This is a genomic window from Zunongwangia sp. SCSIO 43204, from assembly GCF_019904275.1.
Lineage (GTDB): Bacteria > Bacteroidota > Bacteroidia > Flavobacteriales > Flavobacteriaceae > Zunongwangia > Zunongwangia mangrovi.
Genome location: NZ_CP063204.1, coordinates 81,415 through 108,274, shown reverse-complemented (window position 1 = coordinate 108,274; position 26,860 = coordinate 81,415). Strand labels below are relative to the sequence as shown.

At 36.2% G+C, this 26,860-nt stretch carries 27 protein-coding genes and 2 tRNA genes; 14 read left to right on the top strand and 15 right to left on the bottom strand.

What is annotated here, in order from left to right:
- Positions 1-25: 25 nt before the first annotated feature.
- Together cysS and folE are read right to left on the bottom strand one after the other, a co-directional pair.
- Positions 26-1,510, bottom strand: coding sequence for a cysteine--tRNA ligase (cysS, locus tag INR75_RS00555; protein WP_223090350.1), 1,485 nt, complete (start codon positions 1,508-1,510; stop codon positions 26-28).
- 30 nt (positions 1,511-1,540) lie between these two features.
- Complete coding sequence (gene folE / locus INR75_RS00550; RefSeq protein WP_092543026.1) at positions 1,541-2,218, bottom strand: GTP cyclohydrolase I FolE; 678 nt, start codon at positions 2,216-2,218, stop codon at positions 1,541-1,543.
- Positions 2,219-2,353: 135 nt separating this feature from the next.
- Between folE and INR75_RS00545 the strand changes: the two genes are divergently transcribed.
- Positions 2,354-4,198, top strand: coding sequence for a T9SS type B sorting domain-containing protein (locus INR75_RS00545; protein WP_223090349.1), 1,845 nt, complete (start codon positions 2,354-2,356; stop codon positions 4,196-4,198).
- Between the two features lie 82 nt (positions 4,199-4,280).
- Here INR75_RS00545 and INR75_RS00540 read toward each other — a convergent pair whose 3' ends face one another.
- Together INR75_RS00540 and INR75_RS00535 are read right to left on the bottom strand one after the other, a co-directional pair.
- Positions 4,281-5,792 (bottom strand): OmpP1/FadL family transporter, encoded by a 1,512-nt coding sequence (locus INR75_RS00540; protein WP_223090348.1) that lies wholly within the window; start codon positions 5,790-5,792, stop codon positions 4,281-4,283.
- An 82-nt stretch (positions 5,793-5,874) separates the two neighbouring features.
- Positions 5,875-7,071 carry a hypothetical protein gene (locus tag INR75_RS00535; RefSeq protein ID WP_223090347.1) on the bottom strand — a complete coding sequence of 399 codons (1,197 nt, stop codon included), beginning with the start codon at positions 7,069-7,071 and terminating at the stop codon, positions 5,875-5,877.
- A gap of 109 nt (positions 7,072-7,180) precedes the next feature.
- Here INR75_RS00535 and proS point away from each other — a divergent pair, with 109 nt between their 5' ends.
- The 4 genes from proS to rpsT all read left to right on the top strand — a co-directional run bounded on the left by proS (position 7,181) and on the right by rpsT (position 9,233).
- On the top strand, positions 7,181-8,659 hold the full coding sequence (proS, locus tag INR75_RS00530) for a proline--tRNA ligase (protein WP_223090346.1): 1,479 nt from the start codon (positions 7,181-7,183) through the stop codon (positions 8,657-8,659).
- An 84-nt stretch (positions 8,660-8,743) separates the two neighbouring features.
- Positions 8,744-8,815: transfer RNA gene (locus tag INR75_RS00525), tRNA-Glu, on the top strand.
- Positions 8,816-8,880: 65 nt separating this feature from the next.
- Positions 8,881-8,952 (top strand) — tRNA-Glu (locus tag INR75_RS00520).
- Between the two features lie 29 nt (positions 8,953-8,981).
- A complete protein-coding gene (rpsT, locus tag INR75_RS00515) occupies positions 8,982-9,233 on the top strand; it encodes a 30S ribosomal protein S20 (RefSeq protein WP_041580101.1) in 252 nt (83 codons plus the stop codon).
- A 142-nt stretch (positions 9,234-9,375) separates the two neighbouring features.
- Here the strand turns inward: rpsT and INR75_RS00510 are convergent, their stop codons facing one another.
- Both INR75_RS00510 and pepE read right to left on the bottom strand, forming a co-directional pair.
- Complete coding sequence (locus INR75_RS00510) at positions 9,376-10,290, bottom strand: glutaminase (RefSeq protein ID WP_223091815.1); 915 nt, start codon at positions 10,288-10,290, stop codon at positions 9,376-9,378.
- Between the two features lie 2 nt (positions 10,291-10,292).
- Positions 10,293-11,000 (bottom strand): dipeptidase PepE, encoded by a 708-nt coding sequence (pepE, locus tag INR75_RS00505; protein ID WP_223090345.1) that lies wholly within the window; start codon positions 10,998-11,000, stop codon positions 10,293-10,295.
- Positions 11,001-11,114: 114 nt separating this feature from the next.
- On the opposite strand from pepE, the gene INR75_RS00500 reads away from it, so the two are divergent.
- From INR75_RS00500 to INR75_RS00465, 8 genes are all read left to right on the top strand, one after another.
- Entirely contained in the window at positions 11,115-11,924 is an 810-nt protein-coding gene (locus INR75_RS00500) for a carboxypeptidase-like regulatory domain-containing protein (RefSeq protein WP_223090344.1), read from the top strand.
- Positions 11,925-12,105: 181 nt separating this feature from the next.
- Entirely contained in the window at positions 12,106-12,936 is an 831-nt protein-coding gene (locus INR75_RS00495) for a carboxypeptidase-like regulatory domain-containing protein (protein ID WP_223090343.1), read from the top strand.
- Positions 12,936-13,682, top strand: coding sequence for a carboxypeptidase-like regulatory domain-containing protein (locus INR75_RS00490; RefSeq protein WP_223090342.1), 747 nt, complete (start codon positions 12,936-12,938; stop codon positions 13,680-13,682). The genes INR75_RS00495 and INR75_RS00490 overlap by 1 nt, the downstream gene beginning before the upstream one ends.
- A complete protein-coding gene (locus tag INR75_RS00485; RefSeq protein ID WP_223090341.1) occupies positions 13,682-14,464 on the top strand; it encodes a hypothetical protein in 783 nt (260 codons plus the stop codon). The genes INR75_RS00490 and INR75_RS00485 overlap by 1 nt, the downstream gene beginning before the upstream one ends.
- A gap of 89 nt (positions 14,465-14,553) precedes the next feature.
- Positions 14,554-15,060, top strand: a complete 507-nt coding sequence (locus INR75_RS00480) for a DUF6702 family protein (protein WP_223090340.1) — start codon at positions 14,554-14,556, stop codon at positions 15,058-15,060.
- Positions 15,061-15,118: 58 nt separating this feature from the next.
- Positions 15,119-17,419 carry a M1 family metallopeptidase gene (locus INR75_RS00475; RefSeq protein WP_223090339.1) on the top strand — a complete coding sequence of 767 codons (2,301 nt, stop codon included), beginning with the start codon at positions 15,119-15,121 and terminating at the stop codon, positions 17,417-17,419.
- 52 nt (positions 17,420-17,471) lie between these two features.
- Positions 17,472-17,792, top strand: a complete 321-nt coding sequence (locus tag INR75_RS00470; RefSeq protein ID WP_255584606.1) for a twin-arginine translocase TatA/TatE family subunit — start codon at positions 17,472-17,474, stop codon at positions 17,790-17,792.
- A gap of 14 nt (positions 17,793-17,806) precedes the next feature.
- Positions 17,807-18,364 carry a phosphatase PAP2 family protein gene (locus tag INR75_RS00465; protein ID WP_223090338.1) on the top strand — a complete coding sequence of 186 codons (558 nt, stop codon included), beginning with the start codon at positions 17,807-17,809 and terminating at the stop codon, positions 18,362-18,364.
- On the opposite strand, the gene INR75_RS00460 is transcribed toward INR75_RS00465, so the two are convergent.
- A complete protein-coding gene (locus tag INR75_RS00460) occupies positions 18,358-19,005 on the bottom strand; it encodes an O-methyltransferase (protein ID WP_223090337.1) in 648 nt (215 codons plus the stop codon). The two genes, INR75_RS00465 and INR75_RS00460, sit on opposite strands and share 7 nt — an antisense overlap.
- A 140-nt stretch (positions 19,006-19,145) precedes the next feature.
- Between INR75_RS00460 and kynU the strand changes: the two genes are divergently transcribed.
- Positions 19,146-20,423 (top strand): kynureninase, encoded by a 1,278-nt coding sequence (kynU, locus tag INR75_RS00455; protein ID WP_223090336.1) that lies wholly within the window; start codon positions 19,146-19,148, stop codon positions 20,421-20,423.
- Between the two features lie 10 nt (positions 20,424-20,433).
- Here kynU and INR75_RS00450 read toward each other — a convergent pair whose 3' ends face one another.
- The 8 genes from INR75_RS00450 to INR75_RS00415 all read right to left on the bottom strand — a co-directional run bounded on the left by INR75_RS00450 (position 20,434) and on the right by INR75_RS00415 (position 26,804).
- Positions 20,434-21,075 carry a hypothetical protein gene (locus tag INR75_RS00450; protein ID WP_223090335.1) on the bottom strand — a complete coding sequence of 214 codons (642 nt, stop codon included), beginning with the start codon at positions 21,073-21,075 and terminating at the stop codon, positions 20,434-20,436.
- A 135-nt stretch (positions 21,076-21,210) separates the two neighbouring features.
- Positions 21,211-21,912 (bottom strand): hypothetical protein, encoded by a 702-nt coding sequence (locus INR75_RS00445; RefSeq protein ID WP_223090334.1) that lies wholly within the window; start codon positions 21,910-21,912, stop codon positions 21,211-21,213.
- A 40-nt stretch (positions 21,913-21,952) separates the two neighbouring features.
- Positions 21,953-22,711, bottom strand: a complete 759-nt coding sequence (locus INR75_RS00440) for an SDR family oxidoreductase (RefSeq protein ID WP_223090333.1) — start codon at positions 22,709-22,711, stop codon at positions 21,953-21,955.
- Positions 22,712-22,848: 137 nt separating this feature from the next.
- Positions 22,849-23,004, bottom strand: coding sequence for a lmo0937 family membrane protein (locus INR75_RS00435; RefSeq protein WP_139219220.1), 156 nt, complete (start codon positions 23,002-23,004; stop codon positions 22,849-22,851).
- A gap of 165 nt (positions 23,005-23,169) precedes the next feature.
- Positions 23,170-24,717, bottom strand: a complete 1,548-nt coding sequence (locus tag INR75_RS00430) for a cryptochrome/photolyase family protein (RefSeq protein WP_223090332.1) — start codon at positions 24,715-24,717, stop codon at positions 23,170-23,172.
- Positions 24,702-25,991, bottom strand: coding sequence for a DASH family cryptochrome (locus INR75_RS00425; RefSeq protein ID WP_223090331.1), 1,290 nt, complete (start codon positions 25,989-25,991; stop codon positions 24,702-24,704). Before INR75_RS00425 ends, INR75_RS00430 begins: the two co-directional genes overlap by 16 nt.
- 10 nt (positions 25,992-26,001) lie before the next feature.
- Positions 26,002-26,151: a DUF2256 domain-containing protein gene (locus INR75_RS00420; protein ID WP_223090330.1), complete on the bottom strand. Its 150-nt coding sequence runs from the start codon at positions 26,149-26,151 to the stop codon at positions 26,002-26,004.
- On the bottom strand, positions 26,148-26,804 hold the full coding sequence (locus INR75_RS00415; RefSeq protein WP_092542992.1) for a flavin reductase family protein: 657 nt from the start codon (positions 26,802-26,804) through the stop codon (positions 26,148-26,150). The genes INR75_RS00420 and INR75_RS00415 overlap by 4 nt, the downstream gene beginning before the upstream one ends.
- Between the last annotated feature and the right edge of the window lie 56 nt (positions 26,805-26,860).

Sequence of the window (26,860 nt, the reverse complement as noted above, 5' to 3'; positions counted from 1 at the left end):
GTTATCCATTTATTGATTATCTGTTTTAATTGATAGAAAAAGTAGTTCCGTCTTTTCCATCTTTTAGCTGAATGCCGAGCTCTTGTAATTCGTCTCGAATTTTGTCACTAGTCGCAAAATCACGATTGTTTCTTGCTTCAGCTCTAAGTTTAATTAAAAGATCTACTGTTCCTGAAAGTTTATCTGAGTCATCGTCTAAAGCAGTTTCACCATCGCGTAAACCTAGAATGTCGAATAAGAAATCATGAAGAGCTTGCTTCAACTCTAGTTTGTCTTTAGATGAAATTTTTAATGTTTCTTCTTTTATCGCATTTATAGATTTTACAGCATCAAATAATTTTGCAATTAAGATAGGGCTGTTAAAATCATCGTTCATGGCATCGTAGCAGGATTGTTTCCATTCAGCTAGATTGAAAGTGCTTTCTGAAGATTCTGGTAATTCATCTGTCGATGCATAAGCATCCATTAATCTATTAAACCCTTTTTCACTCGCGCTAAGTGCTTCTTTAGAAAAATCTAAAATACTACGATAATGGGCCTGTAACATAAAGAAACGTGCAACGTTAGGCGAAAATGCTTTCCCTATAACTTCGTTTCTTCCGCTAAAAAGTTCTTCAGGAAGAATATTGTTGCCTGTACTTTTAGCCATTTTTTTGCCGTTAAGCGTAAGCATATTGGCATGCATCCAGTAATGAACCGGATCTTTACCGGTTGCTGCTTCGCCTTGAGCAATTTCGCATTCATGATGTGGGAATTTAAGATCCATTCCGCCACCGTGAATATCGAATTCTTCTCCAAGATATTTAGTGCTCATTACAGTGCATTCTAAATGCCATCCTGGGAAACCATCACTCCAAGGTGAAGGCCAACGCATTATATGTTGTGGTTCTGCTTTTTTCCAGAGAGCAAAATCCTGAGGATTCTTTTTATCAGTTTGTGCAGCAAGCTCTCTTGTATTTGCGATCATATCTTCGATCGCTCTACCGCTTAATCTTCCGTAGTGCTTTTCTTCGTTATATTTTAAAACGTCAAAATAAACTGAGCCATTAGCTTCATAAGCATAGCCTTTATCGATGATGGTTTTAATGATCTCGATCTGTTCTACGATATGTCCAGTAGCTGTAGGCTCTATACTTGGTGGTAAGTTATTGAATTTCTCAAGGATATTATGAAAGTCTACAGTGTACTTCTGTACTACTTCCATAGGTTCAATTTGTTCTAATCTTGCTTTTTTTGCAATTCTGTCTTCACCTGTTTCAGCATCATTTTCTAAATGACCGGCATCGGTAATATTACGAACGTATCTTACTTTATAACCAAGATGTTTAAGATACCTAAAAACCAGGTCGAAAGAAATAAAAGTACGGCAGTTCCCAAGGTGAACATTGCTATAAACGGTAGGTCCACAAACATACATGCCTACGTGGCTATCGTTTATAGGTTTAAATACTTCTTTCTCTCCAGAAATTGAATTGTAAATTTTTAGCTGTTGTTCTTCGAAAAGCGCCATAAAGAGCGTAGTTTTAAGAAAGCAATTTAATTAAAATGTAGTATCTAGCTTAATGTAGTCCAAAAATTCTCTACGAACTTCTTTCTTTTTAAAAGCGCCTCCAAATTCGCTGGTTACTGTACTACTTTCAATATCTCTAATTCCACGGCTATTTACACAAAGATGCTTCGCGTCTACTACACATGCTACATCATCTGTTCCTAAAACCTTTTGCAATTCCTGTACAATTTGCATCGTCATTCGCTCTTGTACCTGTGGTCTCTTAGCGTAATAATCTACGATACGGTTCATTTTAGATAAACCTACGACAGTGCCATTAGAAATGTAAGCTACATGTGCTTTTCCAACTATAGGAAGAAGGTGGTGTTCACAGGTAGAATAAACAGTGATGTTTTTTTCTACAAGCATCTCACCGTATTTATATTTATTATCAAAAACCGATGCTTTAGGCTTTCTTTTAGGGTCTAGCCCAGAGAAGATCTCATTAACAAACATTTTTGCTACACGTTGCGGCGTGCCTTTAAGGCTGTCGTCACTAAGGTCTAAACCAAGTGTTTGCATTATATGTTCTACATCTTCTCTTATTAGTGCGATTTTATCTGTGTCACTAACTTCAAAAGCATCTTTTCTTATAGGTGTTTCTGCACTACTTCCGGCGTGTGCATCACCCATTTCATCAATTTCATTCAAAACTTTGTCTATTTTCATGCCGTTTTACGCTATGAGTCGTAAAGTATTCATTTAGCTTGCAAAGATACACATTTAATACATTTAATACTGATTTTCCTGCGTCTTGTCTATTAATAGATTTTTGTGTTACATATTTTTATAATTTGCCGCGCAATGCGCGGAAACACAGTAAAAATATGTCTTTTTGGATGCCTGGTTTTGTTGGTTGCAACACTTAGTGCGCAGGGTTCCCGTTGTTCTGAAATTCAACCTTTTTGTGCGGGAAATGGAGAGTTCGTTTTTCCAAATTCAAATCAGCTCGTGAGTGATGTAGTGGCTGGGGAAAGCGGTCCTGATTATGGCTGTGTTGAATTTCCCAGATATCCTTCCTGGTTCTACCTTCAAATTGAAAATTCTGGGGATCTTGAATTTTTAATATCTCAAAGCGAGAATGAAGATGGAAGTGGAGAAGCTTTAGATGTAGATTTTGTGGTTTGGGGTCCTTTTAATGCTTCAGGTGATTACTGCAGTGACGAGGCGCTTTCCGAAGAAAATCACTTGGACTGCTCTTATTCAGATGAAGCTGTTGAAATCGCAAATATCACCAACGCGAAAGAAGGAGAAATTTATATTTTTCTAATTACCAATTATAGCGAACTACCCGGATACATCAATTTGCAACAAACCAATAACGATGCTAATGCTGGTTCTACAGATTGTAATGTGTTAAACGGAGTTTTGGGCAGCGATCGTGTAGTATGTGGTGAAAATGAAACTACTTTAAATGCAGAAGCGCAAGAAGCTTTAAGCTATCAATGGTTGGTTTTCGATGAAAATCAAGGTGATTTTGTAATAATTTCGGGTGAAACTAATGCTGAGCTAAGAGTGACAGCAACGGGGAACTATCAAGTGAAAATTGAAACTGCAGATGGAGAAAGCGAAGATAGTGTAGAGGTTTCTTTTTATGATAAGCCAAAGATAAAAGAGCCTGCTGAATCTATTTTTGTTTGTGAGCAGGAGGGGGTTGCAGATCTAACCGAGAAAGAATACGAGCTTATTTCGTCTAATATCGATGAAAATGACCAAAATATTTATGAGGTTGAATATTACGAGAGTCAGGATGCTGTAGAATTGGGGAATAGGATCGAGGATCCAACTTCTTATAATGTCGAGGGTGATAAAATAGTTTTTGCAAGAATTTTTAATCTTGTTTCAGGCTGTGCTTCAGATGTGGTTGAAATTCAATTAGATTTCAGAGCTTTTCCGCAGGCAATTTTACAGGAAAATTATCAGGTATGTGTAGATCGAGATGGCTTGTTTGTACAAGAGCTTGTTTTGGGAGAAGATTTAGGAAAAAGTTACCAGTATGCATGGTATAATGGTAATGAATTGGTTTCAGAAGAATATGATCTTTATTTATTTGAGGAATCTGCTAACCCAAATTATACTTTGGTGTTAATCGAAGAGTTTACGGGGTGCGAAATTAGTTATTCTACAACGATAGAATATTTATCAGGACCTTCTTCAATGAAAATCGATGTTTTAAGAGGTGATTTTGAAAATACTTGGAATGTAGAAGTACTTGCTGAAACTACCACGGGACATTCTTCTACTTACGAGTATTGTTTAGATGATGGAGATTTCACAAGTGCCACTATTTTTAATAATATTTCTAGAGGACTACATAAGATAGCTATTAGGGAATCTGGCGGATGTGGAGAAATCCTAACCGAAGAATTTACCGTGATTGGATATGATGCTTTCTTCACTCCAAATGGAGATGGATTTAACGACCAATGGCGAATAACACAAAATGCAGATTATAAAGTACTTCGAATTCGGATTTTTGATCGTAATGGTGTGTTCGTAAAAGAACTTGATCCAGAAAGTAAAGGGTGGGACGGTACTGTGAATGGAGAGCTTTTACCTGAAGATGATTATTGGTTTAATTTAGAATATGTGAACTTTAATTCTAGCAGTAGGCATAACTTTAGTTCTCACTTTAGTCTTATGAAATAAAAAAGCCTAATAAAACGAAGATTTTCGCATATTAGGCTTTCTTGTAAATCGCGAGATTTACTCGATAATCGAGATTTTAATATTATAGTCCAAAACTTAGTGAAAATACTAAGCTTGAAAATTCTCTGTCTATAGTCGCTCTATTGGTTAAACCAACCTGGTAAAGCGCGATACTTTCAGAATATTGTGTATTAGTATAAGCGGCATCAATTTTAAATGCACCAAAACTATAGCCGATACCTGCAGAATATCCATCAAGATCACTCATAGTAACACCATCTTGGTAAGGACTTTCATCATAACGATAACCTCCTCTTAAACTCCAGTTGTTAATTCTATATTCTCCACCAATTTTTACGCTAGAAGCTGCTTTTAGGGTTTCAGAAATAATATTGTTTTGCACCATAAACTCTGCATCATCTGCTGGTTGAAATTCGGTATTTGAAAAGTCTTTATAACTGTAATCTACGCTAATTAAACCTTGCCCGCCAAGAACTATTGCTGCACTACCGGTAATTTTACCTGGGGTTCTTAAGGTGTATTCAGGATAAACATTAACTACATCTGGATTTACGATTACACTATCATCATAAAGGTCACTATAAGTACGTAAAGATTGAGTTGCTTCTTCTCTTATATTGTACCAGGTAGGAGAATCATAAGTTGCTCCAATTCTAAATTGGTCTGTAATTTTATAAATACCCCCTATTTGGGCAGAAAAACCATCACCATTTGTACTGAGGGAATTTATAAATGAAATTTCATTTGTTTCACTTCCGCTATTAATGTTTCTTTCAAAATAACGAGTCGTACGATCGTAATTTATGAAGTGGCTATTCAGGTTTACACCCAGGTATAGTTTCCTTTGGAATTCCGCAGCAAAGTTAAATGAAATCTTACCGTTTAGTCCGGTAGATATATAATTGTAATCATTCTGAAATTGTCCCGGTGATAATAAGGAATAATAGCTTGTATTATCTAGATCTTCACTTTCTGGTTCTATGATATATCCCTGATATCCTAAAAAAGCCTGCTGAGCACCAAAACCTTCATTTTCCCCTAGGTAAGAGTAAAGGCCGTCAATGGTTTCATCGTCGTAGGGAATTAATAGATCTAAAGGAATACCCTGTGCATAGTTTAGGAAGTAAGAATCGATAGAACTGTTGCTGGTACCGTCTGCTCTAAAGGCGTCTTCAAAATTATTTTCTTCGGAATAATTTACCCCAAAACTAAATTTTGTGAATTCACTATCACCATTCGAGTTGAAAATTAAAGCAACACCAGCCTGATTCAAGTTAAAATCATCATTTTCTGAATTGGTGATACCATTAAAATATGAAGTTGTATTCTCCTTTGAAGCATCAGAAAATGTTAGGGTAGCTGCACTATTTAAAAATACAGCCGAACTTGCCGGGTTTATTCCTATAGCAGAAATATCTCCCCCAAGAGCGCCAAAAGCACCACTCATTGCCTGGAATCTTGCTGTACCTTTAAGATCCGTATTCGAATATCTAAAAGCATCGGTTATATCCTGAGCATTCAGATTGCAGAAACATAAAAATGCCAGTGTAGTTAAAGTTAAAATCTTTTTCATAATCTAGGTGTTATATTCAAATTTAGGCAATAAAAGACCCTACAGTAGTAACTGTAAGGTCATTATTGTATTTGGTTCAATTTTATCCTCTTCCGCCTCGGCCACCTCGAGAACTTCCTCCTCTAGATGCGCCACCAGAAGATCTACTACCTCTTGATGAACTTCTTCCTACAGAACCAGAACTTCTGGTTGGAGAAGACGTTCTAACAGAAGATGATGATCTTCTTGGAGTGGTAGTTCTTGAAGATTGATAAGAAGAGTTACTAGAAGATCTTCCTACAGATGATCTTGATCTTGAGTTGCTTCTGCTGTAAGTTGAACTAGAAGTTCTTCTATTAGATCTTGTGTATACGTTATTGTTATCACGATCTGCAACTCGGCTTCTAGTAGATGAAGATCTACTATTACGTGAGTTACTATCGGTGTTTCTTATATCTCTAATTCTTCTGGAATAAGAAGAATTACTTCTGGTTCGAGACCTTGCAGTAGTATTGTCTCTTCTACTTACAGTATTATATGAGCTTCGTGTATTACGTCTAGAATTGCTGTAAGCAAATTGTGGGCGATTGTAATGGTTGTAATTATTTGCATAATATCCGCCATATCTACCTAGCCATCCTGCATTGTAACCATATCCATAACGCCAAGGGTTGTAAAAGCCGCCCCAGCCGAATGCCCAGCCTGCACCGTAATAAGGATTACCCCATCCCCAATTTACACTCCAGTAAGGATCATAAAAACCATTCCAACCATAGCCACCCCAGCCCCAGCCATAGCCGTAACCATAATTAAAGTAAGGGTTATAAAAACCACGTCTCCATGGGCTGTAAAAGCCATAATTGAAACCTGTATTGTAAATATTTATTGTTGTGTCATCAGCGTCTCCCTGTCCCCAAGGTGCGTACGATCCGTTGTAGGCCATTGTTCCTTCCTCATCGTACATCTCTTCATCTTCGCTATACTGGGAATTTGAAGAGTAAGAATCGATATCAGTAAACACAACATCTTCCTGCATTGCATTTTCTATTATATCTGCTTGCTGTGCAAACATATTCTTATAATAGGAGTTAGCCTCTTTGAGTTTTTCCTCTCGCTGCTCATTAGCATTTTGAGGTCTTTCGTAACCAGTGCGGGGGCGATCTACAGGTCTAGAAGATTCTCCATAAATACCATCGCTATATCCTGAATATTGGTAAGAACCACATGATGCTAATAATAGCAATAACACAGGCGTGAGAAAAACTGAAGTTCTGTGAAGTAAATTTGAATTGCGTATCATTAGCTAGTTATTTAATTGTTGAACATTACAAATTTAGTTAGTTTTGCGCTAACAAAATAAGTCTATATTGTGTTTAAGAAAGATACAATATTTATGCCAAAAAACAATAATGGGTAAGAATTTAACTAGCAGAGAACAAGACTATTCTAAGTGGTACAACGAGCTTGTAGTGAAAGCAGATCTTGCTGAGAATTCAGCGGTTAGAGGTTGTATGGTCATTAAACCTTACGGCTATGCGATTTGGGAAAAGATGCAGGCCGAGTTAGATAGAATGTTTAAGGAAACAGGGCATCAAAATGCCTATTTCCCACTTTTTGTTCCTAAAAGCCTTTTTGAAGCTGAAGAAAAGAATGCTGAAGGTTTTGCGAAGGAATGCGCGGTAGTTACTCATTACCGACTAAAAAATGATGAAGATAATAAAGGGAAGCTTATTGTAGATCCCGCTGCTAAACTGGAAGAAGAACTTGTGGTAAGACCAACTTCTGAGGCAGTAATATGGAATACTTATAAAAACTGGATACAATCTTATAGAGATTTACCTATTTTGGTGAATCAATGGGCAAATGTTGTTCGATGGGAGATGAGAACTAGATTGTTTCTTAGAACATCTGAGTTTTTGTGGCAGGAAGGTCATACAGCACATGCTACTAAACAGGAAGCGCTGGCAGAAACAAAGCAAATGAATGATATCTATGCTGAATTTGCTGAAAACTTTATGGCTACTCCTGTAATCAAAGGGGCTAAAACCGAAAATGAACGCTTTGCAGGAGCTGAAGAAACTTATTGTATCGAAGCTTTAATGCAAGATGGTAAAGCTTTGCAAGCAGGAACGTCCCATTTCCTTGGGCAGAATTTCGCTAAAGCTTTTGACGTGAAGTTTGCGACGAAAGAAGGTGGTTTAGAACATGTTTGGGCAACATCCTGGGGTGTTTCTACGCGTTTGATGGGAGCGCTTATCATGACGCACAGTGATGATAAAGGTTTAGTGTTGCCTCCAAAATTAGCGCCAATTCAGGTGGTGATCGTTCCTATATATAAGACAGATGAACAGCTAGATCAAATATCAGAGGTTGCTAATCAATTAGTGAAAGATCTTCGCACAAAAGGTATTTCTGTTAAGTTTGATAACCGGGATACGCAAAAACCAGGATGGAAATTTGCACAATATGAGCTGCAGGGTGTGCCGGTTCGTTTAGCTATAGGTCCCAAAGATTTGGAAAAAGGAACAGTAGAGCTTGCGAGAAGAGATACGCTTACCAAAGAGTTTGTCGAGATGAATGGCGTAGTAGATAAAATTAGTGCTTTAATGGAAGAAATTCAGGAAGCACTTTTTACTAAAGCGAAAAATTATCGAGATGAGCATATTACCGAGGTAAATAGTTTTGATGAGTTTAAAGAAGTTCTAAAGAAAAAAGGTGGTTTTATCGCTGCTCATTGGGACGGTAAGCCAGAGACTGAAAATAGAATAAAAGAATTAACTAAAGCTACCATTAGATGTGTTCCTTTTGATAGACAAGAAGAGGATGGAGCCTGTGTTTTAACGGGTAATCCATCTAAGGGTAGAGTGCTTTTTGCGAAGGCTTATTAATTTTTTTAATTTTTTTTGTGTGAACTCTTGCAGCATTCAGAAATAGTTGTATTTTTGCATCCGCAATTGAAACAAAAAATTGTTGGTCCGTTCGTCTAGGGGTTAGGACGCCAGGTTTTCATCCTGGTAACAGGGGTTCGATTCCCCTACGGACTACTAAAGAACACAAGTTATTTGTGTTGTCGTGAAGCCTTAAGTGGCATAAAATATTGAGAATATTTGGTCCGTTCGTCTAGGGGTTAGGACGCCAGGTTTTCATCCTGGTAACAGGGGTTCGATTCCCCTACGGACTACTTTTAAAGAATTAATTAAATTATTTGTAATGGCAAATCATAAGTCAGCGTTAAAGAGAATCCGTAGCAACGAGGCTAAAAGGCTTAGAAATCGCTATCAGCATAAAACTACTAGAAACGCAATCAAAAAATTGCGTGACACTGAAGATAAAAAAGAGGCAGAAACTCTTTATCCTTCTGTAGTTTCTATGATTGATAAGTTGGCTAAAAAGAACATTATACACACAAATAAAGCTTCTAACTTAAAGTCTAAGCTAGCTAAGCATGTAGCTGCACTTTAATTTAGAATTTATAAGTGTTCAATTTATAGAGGAATGCTCTCTTCTTTTAGGGAGCATTTTTTTATTGTTCGACTTTTAGTGAAAAAATAAAGCTCCTTCAATTAATTTGTAGGAGCTTTTCATATTTCTAAGAATTAAGATTTTAGAATACAGATAATCCTGTTAAGGTTGTTAGTCTTTCCAGGGCTTTCATGCCTAATTCAGAATTTCCTTTCTTGTTTAAAACCGGGCTCCAAACAGCAACCGAATATTGTTGCGGATGAATAGCAGCTATACCACCACCAACACCACTTTTTCCCGGTAAGCCTACTTCAAAACTAAATTCACCAGATTCATCATAGAATCCGCAGGTTTGCATCAAAGCATTTAATCGCTTTACCGTACTAGGATTTAATACCTGTTCTCCCGTATGTAATATAGCTCCTTTATTCGCATATAGCATAAATGCTTTTGCCAGAGATTTACAGGACATGGCAATCGAACATGAGTAGAAATAGAAGTCTACGATCTTTTCTACATCACATTTAATGTTTCCTAGAGCTTTCATGTAATTAACAAGGGCGATATTGCGGTAACCAGAAGATAATTCAGATTGGGCAACATTTTCATCATAATCTATATGATCTTCACCTGTGATCTTTCTAACAAATTCCAGTAGTTCTTTTTTAGGATCATCTAAAACATCAACCAGGATATCTGAGATCACTAAAGCTCCAGAATTTATAAATGGGTTTCTTGGGATTCCGCGATCTTGTTCCAACTGCATTAACGAATTAAATGGGTTTCCAGATGGTTCTACGTGAACGCGTTCCCAAACCTTTGTACCCAAATTTCTAATAGCTAAAGACAAGGTGAATACCTTACTTATCGATTGAATAGAAAATTTTTCTTCATGATCACCAAAACCGTAATATTCGTGTTCATTTCTATATAAATGCAATCCGAATTTTTTTGGATCTACCTTTGCTAATTCAGGAATATAAGATGCTACTTTTCCCTTCACATCTCGATAACTCATTTCTTCCTGAATAGTATCTAATATTTGCTGGTAATCTATCATTAATTAAGATCTGTTAGTATAGTACCTGTTTCAACCTCATAAGCTTCTTCATTACATTTGAAGATTCTGGCAGAAAGTTTTCCTTTCAGGATCACTTCATTATTATCTAATGCTAACCAGCTGCCTTCACGTAAACCAACAACAGGTTGGCTATTGAAATGATGAAATTCCTTAATCCTGGTTTCTCTGGTTTCTCCCTTATGCGTGGAATTTGTATCTGGATCTAAATAATGGGGATTTATATTAAAAGGCACCAAACCTAAGGTTTTAAATGATTTTGGAAGAATAATAGGCATATCGTTGGTTGTTCCCATAGTAAGGCCTCCAATATTTGTACCTGCACTAGTTCCCATATATGGCGTGCCTGCAGCGATGGCTTTTTGAAGAATCTCTACGATTCCGTTCCTATATAATTCGCTTACCAGTAAAAAAGTATTCCCGCCCCCGGTAAAAATCCCTTCAGCTTTTTCTACAGCTTCAACAGGGTTTTCATATTCATGAATACCTTTAATATTAAGATTAGCCTTTTTAAAGGCATCTTTTGCTTTGGCTGTATATTCTTCGTGAGCAATTCCTCCAGGCCTTGCGTAAGGAATAAATATAATCTCCTTATTACTTCCGTAGAGATTATTAAGATGTGGGGTCAAATACTCCAAATAAGCCTGGCCATGCAGTGTTGAGGTGCTGGCAAGTATTGCTTTCTTCATTATCATCATTTTTGGCAAAAGTAGAGAGAAATCAGACTTTTAACAAAAGTTTACGCTGTGTATATACCTAATTTTAGGTTAAGAATTCTTACTTTAAACTAATAAATACATGTTATGCGTCGTACCATTTTTTGTTTTCTAATGCTTGTCTCTTCAATTGGATTTTCCCAAAATAGTAACGTGCAGCTTAGCGGTAACGTTACTGTTCCAGAAGGTGACGATCCAGATGGGATAACCATTTTTAATGAGGCGACGAGTAAAGGAACAATCTCTAACGAGCAGGGAGAATTTAAGCTCACTGCTAGCTTAAACGATAGAATTGTTTTTTCTTCACTTCAATTTGAACAATTCTCTATAAGAATTACAGAAGATATTTTAGAATCGAGGATGCTAAATGTGTCTATTAATATTGCTTTAAACGAACTTCCAGAGGTTCGAGTTTCCGCAGGAACACTTTCTGGTTCGATCGCAGTCGATGTTAATAGAATCGAAGTTACTCCCGCTCAAATCCCCAATATGAACGTATCAATGATGGGGACTCCAAAAATTGATACGCCAGAAACTCATCCTGTTCGTAACGAGGCACAGCTTTCCGGCCAAACGTATATGGTAAACGGCTTAAACTTAATTAATGTATTTAAGTTAGTGACCGGTAAATACGGCAAAGAGAAAAATGATTACCGAGCAATACCTTATGCGCAGCTGGATGACGAAATTAAAGAAATGTATAGTAACGATTTCTTCAAAGAGACGCTAGATCTTGAAGCCAATCAGGTAAACGACTTTATTTTCTTTGCCGCAGACAATGGTCTGGATGGTCGAATGCTTACAGAAGAAAACGAATTAGATATCATTCAGTTTTTAGTAGAGCAACGCACAGCATATCAAGGCTATTTAAATGCTGAAGTTGAAACACTGGATTGATATTTGTCGATTTTCAATATAATTTTTTAGAAATATTGAAGTTATACTGTTAGAGAATTTATAGGATCTTTCTTGATGAGTGCTTTAGGAGTATCCAGATTGTTAATGGGGATTGAAGTATTTAATCTCTATTATCGATTAAATTTTCTTAGTTAGTTATCATCATCAATCAAATTATTCTTTGCGAAATCAGGTTTTATTAGTATTTGTTTTAGCGATGCCAGCTATTGGTTTTTCTCAATCTAAAGTGATCGAAGGAAAAATTGTAGCCGATTCTTTAGATGGAAGTCTCATCAATATTGTGAATACATCTTTAGGTAGAGGAACAACAAGTGATAAATTTGGATATTTTACGATTTCGGCTTCAGTAAACGATATTATCTTATTTTCTTCAATTCAGTATAAAAAGAAAGAAATCTTAATAGATTCTTCGGTTTACAAAAAAGGATTTCTTATTGTAGAATTACAGCTTAATGTAAATCAATTAGATGAGGTTATATTACCAAGTCTTTCAGGGAATTTAGCTTTAGATATAAAATCCTTCCCTGTAAACGACAAGTATGCGTTAAATGCACCAATGTCCAGGCAAGAGTCACTTAGTCACGAAGAAAAATTGTTGTACACTGCAACCACTGGGCCCGGTGGAACAAGATTTAAATGGTATGGACTTTTATTGGGGAGCGTTCCGTTAGATCCAGTTATTAATGGAATAAGCGGAAGAACCAAAATGCTTAAAAAGCTCAATAAAAATATAAGGGAGGAAAAAGAACTGGAAACCGAATTAGATCTTCGGAAAAGTTTTTTGCTCGAGAAATGTCATTTAACCGAAGAACAGGTCTATCTTTTTATCAATTACTGCTTTGCGCAACCGGGATACCGAGAATTACTGAAAGATCCAGATAAATTGAAGCTTTTAGAATATTATAAAAAAGCGTCGACAGAGTTTTTAGGTCTCTTGGCTAAAGAAAATATTGAAACTAAAAGCGATAGTAATAATTTAAAAAATCCATAGTGCTAAAGAATTTATTCGTATTTCTTTTTGTGACCATCACTTCGGTTTTAAGTGCCCAACAGCCTGTAGAACTAGAAGGTAGAATTCTGGCTGATAGTTTAGAATATACTTTTATCAATATTATAAACAAAACAGCTCATCGCGGCACGACTAACGATCCAGATGGCCGTTTTGTGGTGCAGGTAAATGAGAATGATACCTTAGAATTTTCATCGGTTCAGTATCAAAAAAAAGAGGTGGTAATCAATAAAACCATTCTGGAAGCCAATTTTTTAGAAGTAATTTTATTGCCAGGCGTTAATCAGCTGGAAGAGGTTTATGTTTCAAACTCTAACTTATTGGGTGATCTGGAAAAGGATTTTTCTAAGATCAATTTTTACGATAAATACCAGTTAAATGCACCGCAGCTAAAACAAGATATTAGTCCGCTTATAGATCGAAAAATAGCGGCTACGGGCGGTGATCCTTCAAATTTGCTTTTAAACACCATTACAGGGGAGCGTCAAAGATTAAAGAAGATCAAAGCGAATATGGTTTATGATGAACGTGTGGAAAAGTCGCTGATGCTGATTGGTCGCGAAAATATTATTAAAATGGGAATCGACGAAGATGAACTATTGTTGTTCGTTTATTTCTGTGCCGAAGATAAGAGATTTGATCTCTATGTAGATCAGGAAAGTAAAGCAGCACTTTTCGACTTTTTTCAGCATAAAGTGGAATCCTGGAAAAAAAGAAAAGATCAATAATGCGATATTGGCTATTTTTTATATTCATTTTTTTTAAAGTAAGCTTTGGTTTTTCTCAGGAACGCGAGGAATTACTTGGGAAGATTACCAACGATTCTTTAGGGGATACTTTCATTAATATTGTGAATTTAACTGCGGAAACTGGGACGGTGAACGAGCCCGATGGCCGATTTGGTATTTTGGTGCGAGAGAACGACAGTATTTTATTTTCTTCAGTGCAATTTCAAAAAGAATACATTATTATAACAAAAGAAATTTTAAACGAAGGCTTTCTGGAGGTCACTTTATCCGAAGAAATCAATCAATTAGAAAATGTTTATTTAAGTGATGTAAAACTTATTGGTGATCTGGAAAGTTATATTAAACACATGAAGGTGAAGCCGCTCATGTTTATTCCGCCGCCACGAAAAAAACTAACTATGGCCCAGCGAAAAATAGGCTCTTATGGTGGAGGTTTAGGAATGCTTATCGGGATGATAAACGGTGATTTAAAATATCTAAAAAAAGCTCAGGCAAATTACGAATTACAAGCTGAAGCACAACAACTACTAGAAACGATACCAAAATCGATATTTACAGATGATTTTGGATTGGAGGAAGCGGAAATTATCAATTTTATGTTCTACTGTGCCCGTAAAGACGATTCAGAGCTTCAGCAATTAGTAGCTAATGATGAAACTCTAAAGCTTATCGATTATTTTAAAGCCGAAGCAGAAGATTTTAAAAGACTAAGCCGTGAAGGCGATGTGCCAGAACTTGAAAGTGCTACCGAGAATCGATAAATCTCAGTATAAATCTTAAAAAGTCACTTAAATTAGTGAACTTCGTGCTTTGGACTAAAATTTGTTATTCTTCAAATAAATTTTAAAAAATGAAAAAAGCACTATTGCTCATATTGGTTGTTTTTACCAGTCTTTCTTTCAAAACAACTCCTCATAAGTTTTATTTAAGTGTTACTGAAATTGAATATAAAGAAGAGCAAAAAGATCTTCAAATCATCTCTAAGGTTTTTATTGATGATCTTCAGAAAGTTTTAGAGGAGCGTTATGACGAATCGATCACCTTATCCAAAGATGAAGAATCTGGGCCGGTAAAAGAACTAATTCAAAAATATCTAAGATCAAAACTTCATATTTCAACAGATGGGAAAGAAGTGAGATTAAAATACCTGGGAAAAAAATACGATAAAGACCAGCTGATTTTATTTATTGAAGGCGAGAATTTAGAGCCGTTTAAAAAAATAAGTATAACCAATGCAGTGCTTACAGATATGTTCGACGAGCAAAAAAATGTTGTGAATGTAAAAGTAAAAGATGAGGTAAAAAGCCTAATGCTGCGTAGAGATGCCGATACAGATGTGTTAAATTTCGGTAGTTAATTCTAAATCAGTTAAGAAAATAATTATATTTTAGCGATAATTAACAAATCCAACGTAAATGAAGACAATTAAATTTTTATGTTCTGCGTTTTTAATGTTTGCGATTACTGGTGTGAACGCCCAGGATCAGCAAGAACCCCAAAAACCGCAGGGTCATACTAATCAAAACAAATTTAGACAATTATATCAGGAATTTAGAGACCCAAGTATGTATCGTACGGCTTCTGGAGCTCCTGGAGAAGCTTATTATCAAAACGAAGCCGATTATGAAATGGATATCGTTTTAGATGATGAGAATACTAAATTAAGCGGTAAAGAAACAATTACCTACCATAACAACTCTAAAAATAAACTAGAGTATTTATGGATGCAATTAGATCAAAACATTCGTAAGAAAGATGCTCCTGCTTTAGAGAAAGGATCTAGCGGAATGGCACCTGTTTCTCAGCCAGGTCGTTTTGCAGATCAATTTCTTAAAGAACCTTTTGATGGTGGTTTTAATATAGAAGAAGTTAAGACTGGTGGCGATAAGCTTTCTTACACGATCAATAATACTATGATGCGTATAGATCTTCCAGAGCCTTTAGAGGCGGGAGAGAGCTTTACGTTTTCCGTTAAATGGTGGTATAACGTAAATAATCATGTAACTAATAGAGCACGTTCTGGTTACGAAGAATTTGAAGATGGTCACAGAGCTTACGAGATCGCTCAGTTCTTCCCAAGAATGGCAGTTTACAATGATGTAGAAGGCTGGCAAAATATGCAGTTTTGGGGAAGTGGAGAGTTTGCGCTTCCTTTTGGAGATTACGAAGTAAGTATTACGGTACCGGCAGATCACGTGATGGAAGCTACAGGTATGCTTCAAAACCGTGACGATGTTTACACCAAAGATATGATGAAGCGTTACAAAAAAGCGCAAAAATCTTATGATGAGCCGGTAATTATTAGAACTCAGGAAGAAGCGGTAGAAGCTTCTAAAGGTTTCGAGAAAAAGACAAAAACCTGGGAGTACAAGGCAGAGATGGTTCGTGATTTTGCTTTTGCAACTTCAAGAAGGTTTATCTTAGATATGATGGCTGTTAAAATGAATGATGACAGCGATGTGATGGCAGTATCTATTTATCCAAAAGAGGGAAATCCACTTTGGGAAAAATGGTCTACCAGAGTAGTAGCATCTACACTTCAAAGTTATTCAGATCACACATTTATCTATCCTTATCATAAAGCGGTTTCAGTTCACGCTAAAAATCAGGGGATGGAGTATCCAATGATCTGTTGGAACTATGGTCGCCCAGATGAAAATGGAGAATATAGCGACCGAGTAAAGTTTGGAATGATGGGAGTTATTATCCACGAGGTTGGTCACAACTTCTTCCCTATGATCGTAAACAGTGACGAGCGCCAGTGGGGATGGATGGACGAAGGTATTAATACCTTTGTACAATACATGGCAGAACAGGAATTTGGAGAACGTTATCCAGATGCGATCGAAGGTTATGATACGTATCCTTCTCGTCGTGGTATTCCAGCGAATATTGTTCCTTACATGAAAGGAAACCAGGATTTTATTGCGCCAATTATGGCAAATCCAGAAGAGGTTTATCAATTGGGTAACAATGCTTATGGTAAACCAGCAACTGCTTTAAATATTCTAAGAGAGACAGTAATGGGACGTGAACTTTTTGATCATGCATTCCATACTTATTCTAAAAGATGGATGTTTAAACACCCAACTCCAGAAGATTTCTTTAGAACTATGGAAGATGCGTCTGCTGTAGATTTAGATTGGTTTTGGAGAGGTTGGTTCTACACTACAGATTATACAGACATGGGTGTAGAAGACGTGAAAAAATATTACGTTACAGATAAACAAACCAAACAAGGGCGTGAGCTTTTAGAGCGTTACGGTGCTAACCCAGATGAAATAGATGCAATCTATGTTGTAGAAGAAGGAAGCGAAGAGTTTGAAGAAAGTATGAAAGGTAAAACGATCTTCGAAAACTCTAAGAAACTGAATGAATATGTAATGGATAATTTCTCTTCTGAAGAGCGTAGCAATTTAGAAGTGCCTAAGTATTTCTATCAGGTTACTTTTAACAAGCCAGGAGGATTAGTAATGCCATTGATCGTAGAATATACATACGCTGATGGTTCTACTGAAATGAAAAAATATCCAGTGCAGGTTTGGATGAAAAATGACAGCCAGGTAACTAAAACTATTGCGACAGATAAAGAGATCACCAAAGTAGTGGTAGATCCAGATCTGGAAACTGCAGACATAGATCTAAGCAATAACAGCTGGCCAAAAGAAGAAACTCCTAACGAGTTTGAAGAATTTAAAAACAATACAGACGGATAGTCTAAAAAAGTTGATAAATTTTTAAGCCGACTTTAACGAGTCGGCTTTTTTTATGCAGATATTTGTATCTATATTTGTTATTATTATGGTGACTACACTTCCATTTTTTATTAGTGGCGCAGAGATAGGTTTTATCATCTTTATCTTAGTAATGGTTTTTGGAGCAGATAAAATTCCAGAGATCGCAAGAGGTATGGGAAAAGGAATGAGGATGTTAAGAAATGCCTCAGATGATATTAAAAGCGAGATCACTAAAAGCGCAGACAAACAGGGAATCGATACCAAAAACATTACCAACGATGTAAAAGGTGAGATCGATAAAGTTAAGGACGATATCGACGAGATTACCGGTTCTATAAAACGTAAATTCTAAAAAACTTTCTCTGAATGTTTGAACAGCTTAAGCAGTGGGATAGAGAACTCTTTGTGTATCTCAATGGTTTAGGCATCGAAGATTATGATAACTTCTGGATCTGGTTTACTCAAATTAGACACTGGATTCCGTTGTATATTCTTTTCTTCATCTTATTTTTTCTGGCTTTTCATAAAAAGAAAGCTATTTATTCTTCGATCTTTCTTTTAGTTTCCTGGGCAGTAACTTTTGGAATTACATTCTGGACAAAGAATGTTGTTCTTCGATTGCGGCCTAATAATAATCCAGAGATCAACGAGATTATTAGGATTCTGCAAGAACCAACAAATTTTAGTTTTTTCTCAGGTCATACCTCTTCAGCTTTTGTACTGGTAACCTTCGTAGTTTTGGTGTTAAGACATACCTATAAATGGATATGGCTACTTTATATTTGGGCGTTTATGCTTTCTTTAAGCCGAATTTTTGTTGGAGTACATTACCCAAGTGACCTGTTTGTAGGTGGATTGGTAGGCATATTGATGGCCTGGATTTTTTATAAAATCTATCGCAAATACGAGTATCGATTTTATTGATTTTTAAGCCTGCTTAAGGTAAGTCCGTCGCGCAATGGTAAGATCACTGTTTCAATACGATCATCTTCAGCGAGCATTTTGTTGTATTTTAAAAGGGCTTCCGTAGAAAGATCATTTCTTTTTACTTCTTCTAAAACTTTACCACTCCACAAAACATTGTCAGATAAAATTAAGCCGCCTGGATTCATTTTATCGATAATAATTTCAAAGTATTTTGGGTAATTTGGTTTATCTGCATCGATAAAAACAAGGTCAAATTTGAGGTCTAGCCGCGGAATTATTTTTGTCGCGTCACCTAAATGCTGAATGATCTGATCTTTAAATTCTGATTCCTGAAAATATTTCTGCTGAAAGTCAAAAAGCTCTTCATTAATGTCTATCGTATGAAGTTTTCCATTAGTTTGAAGTCCTTCCGCAAGACAAAGTGCTGAGTATCCTGTATATGTTCCTATTTCAAGAATGTTTTGTGGGTTTACCAGCTTAGAAATTAAACTGAGTAAACGTCCCTGGTAATGCCCGCTAAGCATACGAGGTTGTAATACCTTTTGGTGAGTTTCTCTATTCAGTTTTGCTAAATATTCAGGCTCTTTTTCAGAATGATTTTCGCAATATTCGATAATACTTTCAGACAAAAACTCCATAAAATTCTTTTAGGCAAAAATACTAAAATAAACAGATTGTTATTCTATCTAATTTCAATCCAAAATCTTCACAAAAGCTTCAATATTCAAATACTTTATTCTAAAGCCTAAGTTGTATTTTAGCAAAAATTACAATCCACATGCAATTTGAAAATTCCCGCACTTTTGCACAGCAATTAGATGCCAAAGATCCATTAGCTAAATATCGTAACGAGTTTATTTTTCCGCAGATAAATAATAAAGATGCGATTTATTTTACTGGTAATTCTTTAGGATTACAACCAAGATCGGCTCAGAACTATGTAAATGAAATCATGAGTGACTGGGGAAATTTGGCGGTCGAAGGGCATTTTCAAGCTGAAAAACCCTGGTGGGATTATCACGAGCGTTTTGCAGAACAACTATCAAAAGTGGTAGGGGCAAAGCCAAAAGAGGTCACGGTAATGAATACGCTTACGGTCAATTTGCATCTAATGATGGTGTCTTTTTATCGTCCAACAAAGAAGCGATACAAGATCATTTGCGAAGAAAAAGCTTTCCCAAGCGATCAATATATGATCTCTAGCCAGGTTCGTTTTCATGGATTTGATCCTGAAGATGCTATTGTTGAGCTGAAAAAACGAGACGGCGAGCATAATTTTAGAACTGAAGATATTCTTGCGAAAATCGAAGAAGTAGGAGAGGAATGTGCTTTGGTTTTAATTGGTGGCGTAAATTATTACACCGGGCAGGTTTTTGATATGAAAACCATTACTGAAGCCGGGCATAAAGTAGGAGCTTTTGTAGGTTGGGATTTAGCGCACGCAGCCGGAAATATAAAATTAGAATTGCACGATTGGGACGTAGATTTTGCAGCCTGGTGCAGTTATAAATACATGAATAGTGGCCCGGGTAGTGCTTCAGGTTGTTTTGTGAATGAAAAATATCATAACCAAAAAGACATTCCGCGTTTTGAGGGTTGGTGGGGCCATAATAAAGATCGAAGGTTTTTAATGGAACCCGAATTTCAGCCAGAAGACGGTGCAAATGCCTGGCAAATAAGTAATGCGCCAGTTTTAGCCTTAGCACCTTATTTAGCTTCATTGCAAATGTTTGACGAGGTTGGGATGGATGCTCTTATTGAAAAAAGAAATAAGATCGTCGCTTATTTGGAGTTCATTTTGCATGAAATCGATAAAGAAGTTGATAGCACTTTTGAAGTGATCACTCCGGCTAACAAGGAAGAACGAGGAACTCAACTATCGGTGTTTTTACATGGGGAAGGCAAAGAACTTTTTAATTACTTAATGCAGAACGGCGTAATTCCAGATTGGCGAGAACCAAATGTAATACGTTTAGCACCAGCACCTTTTTATTGCTCTTATGAAGATATGTACGAATTTGGGCAAATCTTAAAGAGAGGCATTCTAGAGAAGTGATCTCAAAAGCTTATTCCAAATCCGGTAACACTGGTGGCGGTGGCGGAGGAGGAATATTTAAATCAAATATCATCCAATTTATTAGTGGTTTTTGAATTTTAGATTCTAATTCTTCATTGGCTTCAAATAGTTTCTTTAATGTGATTTTTACTTCAGAAATTCTAGTTGAATCTGGGTAGTCGATAAAGAATAGATTATTTCTTGGACGGTCTATATTATACGAAAGTTGAGAGTCTTCAACAAGCTTATCAATTTTTTTATCTAAATAATCGATAGAGAACTTGGTTTTATAATCTTTAAAAATAGAATCGTTGTAGATGCTAATAAAGTTAGATCTGAAATAACAGGATACTCCTCGAAAATCTGGGCAGGTATGATAAGCTACAAGGTGATATTGTTTGTTTTCAAGCTTGAATTTTATAGCAGAAAGACGATGATCACAACTGTTTGCATCAAGAATTGATCGTAGATCACAATAATTATCTAAAACATCCAGGTCGATAATCGATAAGTTTTGATCCTGTATTTCTAAAAATCGCTTAGAATACAATTTTTCAGTGGGCTCTAGATTTTGAAGATTCTCGTGCTCAAATTCAGAACAGGAATTGAAAATGAAAAGTAGTCCTAGCGTGATGAAGTAAAGTCTTTTCATAATAAACTGATTGATAAGAAGGTGAAAACAACAATCAGTCCGAAAATTCAGCTAAGACCAATTTCAATAAAAAAAATCCAGCGTTTTTTACGAAAAGTATAAAACGCTGGATTTGATATTCGATAAAAATGAAGCCTATTTTATTACAATATCGGTAAAGTAAAGTTGAAAGCTTCCATCTTCAGATTTGTGCATCTTCGCAATAGGGATTCCCATAAACTCTTCATAATCTTCCCAGGTTGTTGCCATTTGGCGATCACCGCCTGCAGCTTTGTAAACCCATTCTTCGATCATGTGATCGTCTCCGTAGTAAATATCATACGTATCACCGGGGGTATAACCACCATCTGCGCTATAGGCAACTTCTAATTTAGTAAGTGTGTCGCCACTAATAGGTGCAGCGACTTCTTTTTCTTCCGTAAGTTTGGCGTCACTCCATACTAATTGATAAGGGAAAAGAAGCCAGTAAGAATCATTAATAAATTTTTGATCGATACTCACTTTATCTTCAGGAATCGAATCATTTTTGGTGTACGATTGGGTAATATCGCCTTCCGTTAAACTAATTTCACTGGTTTTAGTATTCCATTTCCAGTGGCGTGAAGAACGAACAGTATCGTTTACTTTTACGTTAAAAGTAAATTCAACTTCCGTAGCATCTTTAAACTTATCAAGTCCGTTTGCCATTGCGATAGTATTACCAATGCCATCTTTTTTTTCAAAAGCAGAAACTTCAGTAGTTTCAGAAGTCATTTCAGCTTCGCTATTATCGCTTTCAGAATTTTTACAGGAAATAATACTTAGTGCAAGTAAGAGTGGTAAAAATGTTTTTTTCATAATAAAGTGTTTAGCCGTAAGTTCTAAAGGTACAAAACAATTAAATAGCATTAATGCTCATGCCGCCATCGGCAACGATATTTTGACCTGTGATATAACTAGACTGATCCATCGCAAGAAATGCCGCGATATTTGCCATTTCTGAAGCTTCTGCAACTCGTTTAAGCGGAGTCCTTCTTAGGATTGGGTTCATTCTATCTTCTTTAGCTAGTAATCCTTTGGTAAGTGGTGTTACTGTAAACCAGGGAGAAACTGCATTAACTCGAATTCCGTCTGCTGCCCATTCTACCGCCAAACTTCTTGTCTGCTGAAGCATTGCTGCTTTAGACATTGCATAAGGCACGCCGGTACCAACATCTTGCATTGCTGCAGAAGAGGCAATATTCACAATTTTTGAATTTCCTGAAATTTTTAAATACGGGTGCAATTTTAAACTGAGTTCAAAAACCGAAAATTGGTTGATCTCGATCACTTTTCTATATTCATCTTCAGTGTATTCTAAAGCTTTCTTTCTAATATTGATGCCGGCATTATTTACAAGAATATCAAGTTTGCCCCATTTTTCTTTCATAGCTGCCGCGATCTTATCCTGATCTTCCTTGATAATCGCATCTGCAACTATGCCTGTTACATCATAGTTTTTCGCCCGTAATTCTTCTTCCAGTTTTAAAATATCTTCTTTATTTCTGGCTGTAAAAATGACGCTGGCGCCTAACCGTGCAAACTCTTCTACGCAAGCTCTTCCGATACCTTTAGAGCCTCCGGTAATTAAGGCAGTTTTATTGTTTAGATTCCACATAGAGTTCAAATTTTGTAGGGTGAATATTTATAATAGACAAAGTTTTGTTTTTATTATCTAATCTCCTTCTTCGAGTAAATATAAAAAAGAAAACCTCCCAATTTGGGAGGTTTTCGATAGATTCGATTCAATAAAAATTATAACCTGCGTCCTGTTAGTAATCTATAAAGTAATAAAATTACAGCCAGAACTATAAGAATGTGTATAATGCTTCCTAGATCTGGAAAGGCAAAATAACCTACAAGCCATCCAATAATTAACAGTACGATGATTAGCCAAATTATATCTCTCATTTTAGTTGGTTTTTAGTGACTTTTTGGTCACGTTAGTTAATTGCTATTTTGATTTTTTGGTTAGTTAGCAAGGCTTTAAAAGCCTTTATTAACCAGTTAGTTAAATCTAATTTATAGAATAGGTGGTCTGGCTAAAAGCTATTTAACTCGTAATTAACTCGTATGTTAAAAATCTGATGGGTTTTTAATAATTTGGGCTGCTCGCTCTTTAATTTTTGCTATTTCTTTAGCATCTTTTTTTTCCAACAAACTCATCATCATATTCATTCGCTGGTTGTTTTTAAAGAATTCTTTCTTGTCATCTAGAAAATTCCAGTATAGGCTATTAAATGGGCAGGCATCCTCTTCAGTTTTCTTACTCACTTTATAATGGCAACTTTTACAATAGTTACTCATTTTATTTATATAACTACCGCTGGATACATAAGGTTTTGTAGCTACAATACCACCATCAGCAAACTGGCTCATTCCTCTGGTATTGGTAATTTCTACCCATTCTATCGCATCGATATAAATTCCCAAATACCAGGCATCAACTTCGTCGGGATGGCATTGGGTAAGTAAAGCATAATTCCCAGTGATCATTAAACGCTGAATATGATGTGCGTAAGCATTATCTAAACTTTGCGTGATCGAATGATGCAAACAATTCATTTTGGTATTCCCATCCCAGTAAAATGGAGGCAATTCGTTTTGATTATCTAGTTTATTGCTTCTGCGGTATCCCGGCATTTTTAACCAGTAAATACCGCGCATATATTCTCTCCAGCCTAAAATTTGCCGTACAAAACCTTCAACCTGAGAAATATCGATTTCATCTTTATGCTCGTAATAATATCCAACTACAGATTCGATCACCTCCTTTGGACTAAGCATTTTTGAATTCATGCAGAAAGATAATCGTGAATGAAAAAGATAAGCTTGTTCGGTATGCAAAGCATCCTGAAAATCTCCAAAATGAACGAGTAAATTTTTACAGAAATAATTTAAAACCGAAAATCCGTCTTCTCTAGAAGTTGGCCAGTTGAAACTTTTCTCATCAATATTACCCATAGTTTTGATGCCGGCCTCTTCAATTTCTTTTACTAAACCTGAAACATCTTTTCTAAAACCACGCTCATGCGGAATTTCAGGTTTTCCCGTCCATTTTTTACGATTCGATTTGTCGAAATTCCATTTTCCACCTTCAGGATCCTTTTTTGTGGCCATCATAATGTCATATTTCTTCCGCATATCGCGGTAAAAATATTCCATCGTCATGTGCTTTTTGCCTTTGTAGAATTTTTCCAGATCATCTCTTTTCGTTAAAAAATGCTGCGTATCATAAGCTTCAGATTCGATTGAAAGGGAATCGCAAATTTCCTTTAGTTGTTCATCAAGACGATATTCATCGGGGAGCTGATATTCGAACTTTTCAATATCTTTTTTTTTGATGAGCTGCTTTAAATTTTCAGCCAGATCCTGTTGATTTTCTTCATCGTTGATGTGGTAATAAATGATCTCGTGCTCTCTTTTTTTAAGATATTCAGCGAAATTGCGCATCGCTAAAAAGAAACCAACTACTTTTTGAATATGATGCACGGTATAATCTGTCTCCTGGCGCATTTCCATCAAGACATAAATGATATCGTCCTGCTCTTCCTTATACCAACTATGCTGATGGTTTAATTGATCGCCTAAGATTAACCGTAATTTCTTTAGTTTTTTAGCCATGTATCAATATATTCATTATTAGGATCGTAACGCTCTGCCTGCTTTTTAATATTGAATTTTCGATCTCGAGGATCGTTACCCACGCCGCTATTGTACATCCAGTTTCCCCAGTTACTGTGCACATCATAATCGATTAAAACACTTTCAAAATAGGCAGCGCCCGCTCGCCAGTCTTGTTTTAATTCTTTCGCCCAAAAGCTATTCACGTTTTGCCGGCCACGATTGCTCATAAAACCGGTTACCGCAATCTCTTTCATATTGGCATTTACAAAATCTTCTTTAGTTTCACCATCGATCCAGCTTTGCAGCTTTTCTTTGCTGAAGTTCCAGTCGAGTTCTTTATTTAAAATTCCGCTTAAAAAGAAGATCGAGTTTCCATGTTTTAGGGAAATATATTTGAAAAAATCCCGCCAAATAAGTTCGAATATCAACCAATAAGTATCTTGATTTTTGGTGATTTCCTGCTCAAATTTTTTGACTTCGTGATAAATGCTTACTGCGGAAATACTTCCGTTTGCAAGCCATGCCGAAAGTTTAGAACTGTAATCTTCACCTAACAATCCGTTACGAGTTTGTTTGTATTCAGCAAGATTTTTTGTTTTCCAGAAGTAGTGCTTTATTCTTTTCCAGGCTTCATCTTCACCTCCTTTAAACGGAAAAGCGGTTCTTGGATTCTGTTCAAAATTTTCTAATCCCAGATCTTCAAGGTTGGGCAGTTTTGAAGTGTTTTTTAGAAGATTACTTTCTGGTTTTTGCTGCGGAATTTCAATCTCATCGCGAACATCAACATATTTTTCGCACTCTTTTCTGAATTCAGTATACACCTTCGGGATCTTACTAAAGTCATTATAAGGAATATCTTCAGGATGAAATAAAAACTGCGTGTAGAAAGATCGAAAATCGATATTTTGAAGCTTGTTTTTCAGAGAATCGATGATCTGTTTTTCTTCTGAAGTCCACTCTTCCTGAAAATAAATGGCTTCAATTTGGTGATCTTCGATAATTTCAGGAATAATTTCTTCTGGCTTTTTATGGAAAGTAAACAAACTAATATTTAAGTCAGCTAAATTCTGCTGAAGTTGAATAACACTTTCAATCAAAAATTGAGCTCTGAATTTTCCCATTTTGGGAAATCCGTATTTGGTTTCTTCAAACTTCCTGGGATCAAAACAATAAATAGCGATTAGCTTTTCATGGTTTTCACAGGCTTTAAAAAAAGCCTCATTATCTTTTACTCTTAAATTATTTTCAAACCAGATAAGTCCTGTACTCATTAATTATTCTTCAATTATTTTTCGATTTTGTTCGGCGACATTTTTCGCTACAATAAATTACATTTTCCCAGTTTTTCGTCCATTTCTTTCGCCAGGTAAAAGGCCTGTTGCAAACAGGGCAAATCTTTTGTGGTAAGTTTTCTTTCTTTACGTTTTTCAATCTTTGGGCTCGTTATTATCAAAAAAACTTTTGATCTCCTGGCCGGGTCTCGCATAATGAAATCGGTCTAAAAGTGCTGGTAGGGCATATGCATCTAAACCATTTATCGCCACGGTGCCGGCATCTTCTAATCGCAACCAGCCATCTGGCGTCTGTATACTTTCATCAAAATAAACATGCTTTATTGCCCCGATCACCAAAGCGGTTCCGTTTTCTTTGATCTGATATTCGTTTACATATTCGCAACCAATTTTGACGGCGCATTGTTTCACATAAGGCGCATAGAATTCATCTAAATATTCCTCTTCGAGTCCGGTTTTTTTGAATTCAGATACTTCCTCTTCGTATTTTGCAGCGGTTTGATGTGCTTTCGCGATCATATCTTGGTGAATATGATTTACAGTAAAGTATTTAGTATCTTTTATATTCTTATAGGTATTTCGCGGTACCGTTTCTGGCCGGGTTACAAAACCCAGTAACGCAGGATCGCTTCCTAAATGAGTAACCGAACTAAAAACAGCAACATTGGCTCCTTTTTCTTCAGATTTTGTGGCAATAAGATTAGCACTTTTATAACCAGACAGGCTATTTACCAGGTTTAACCTAAAGATTTTTTCCATGCCTTCAATATCACTGGCGCTAACATGTTTCATGAGAAATTATATTTTGAGGTGAGACTCGATATTCAATAAAAAAGAGGTTAGTTTTT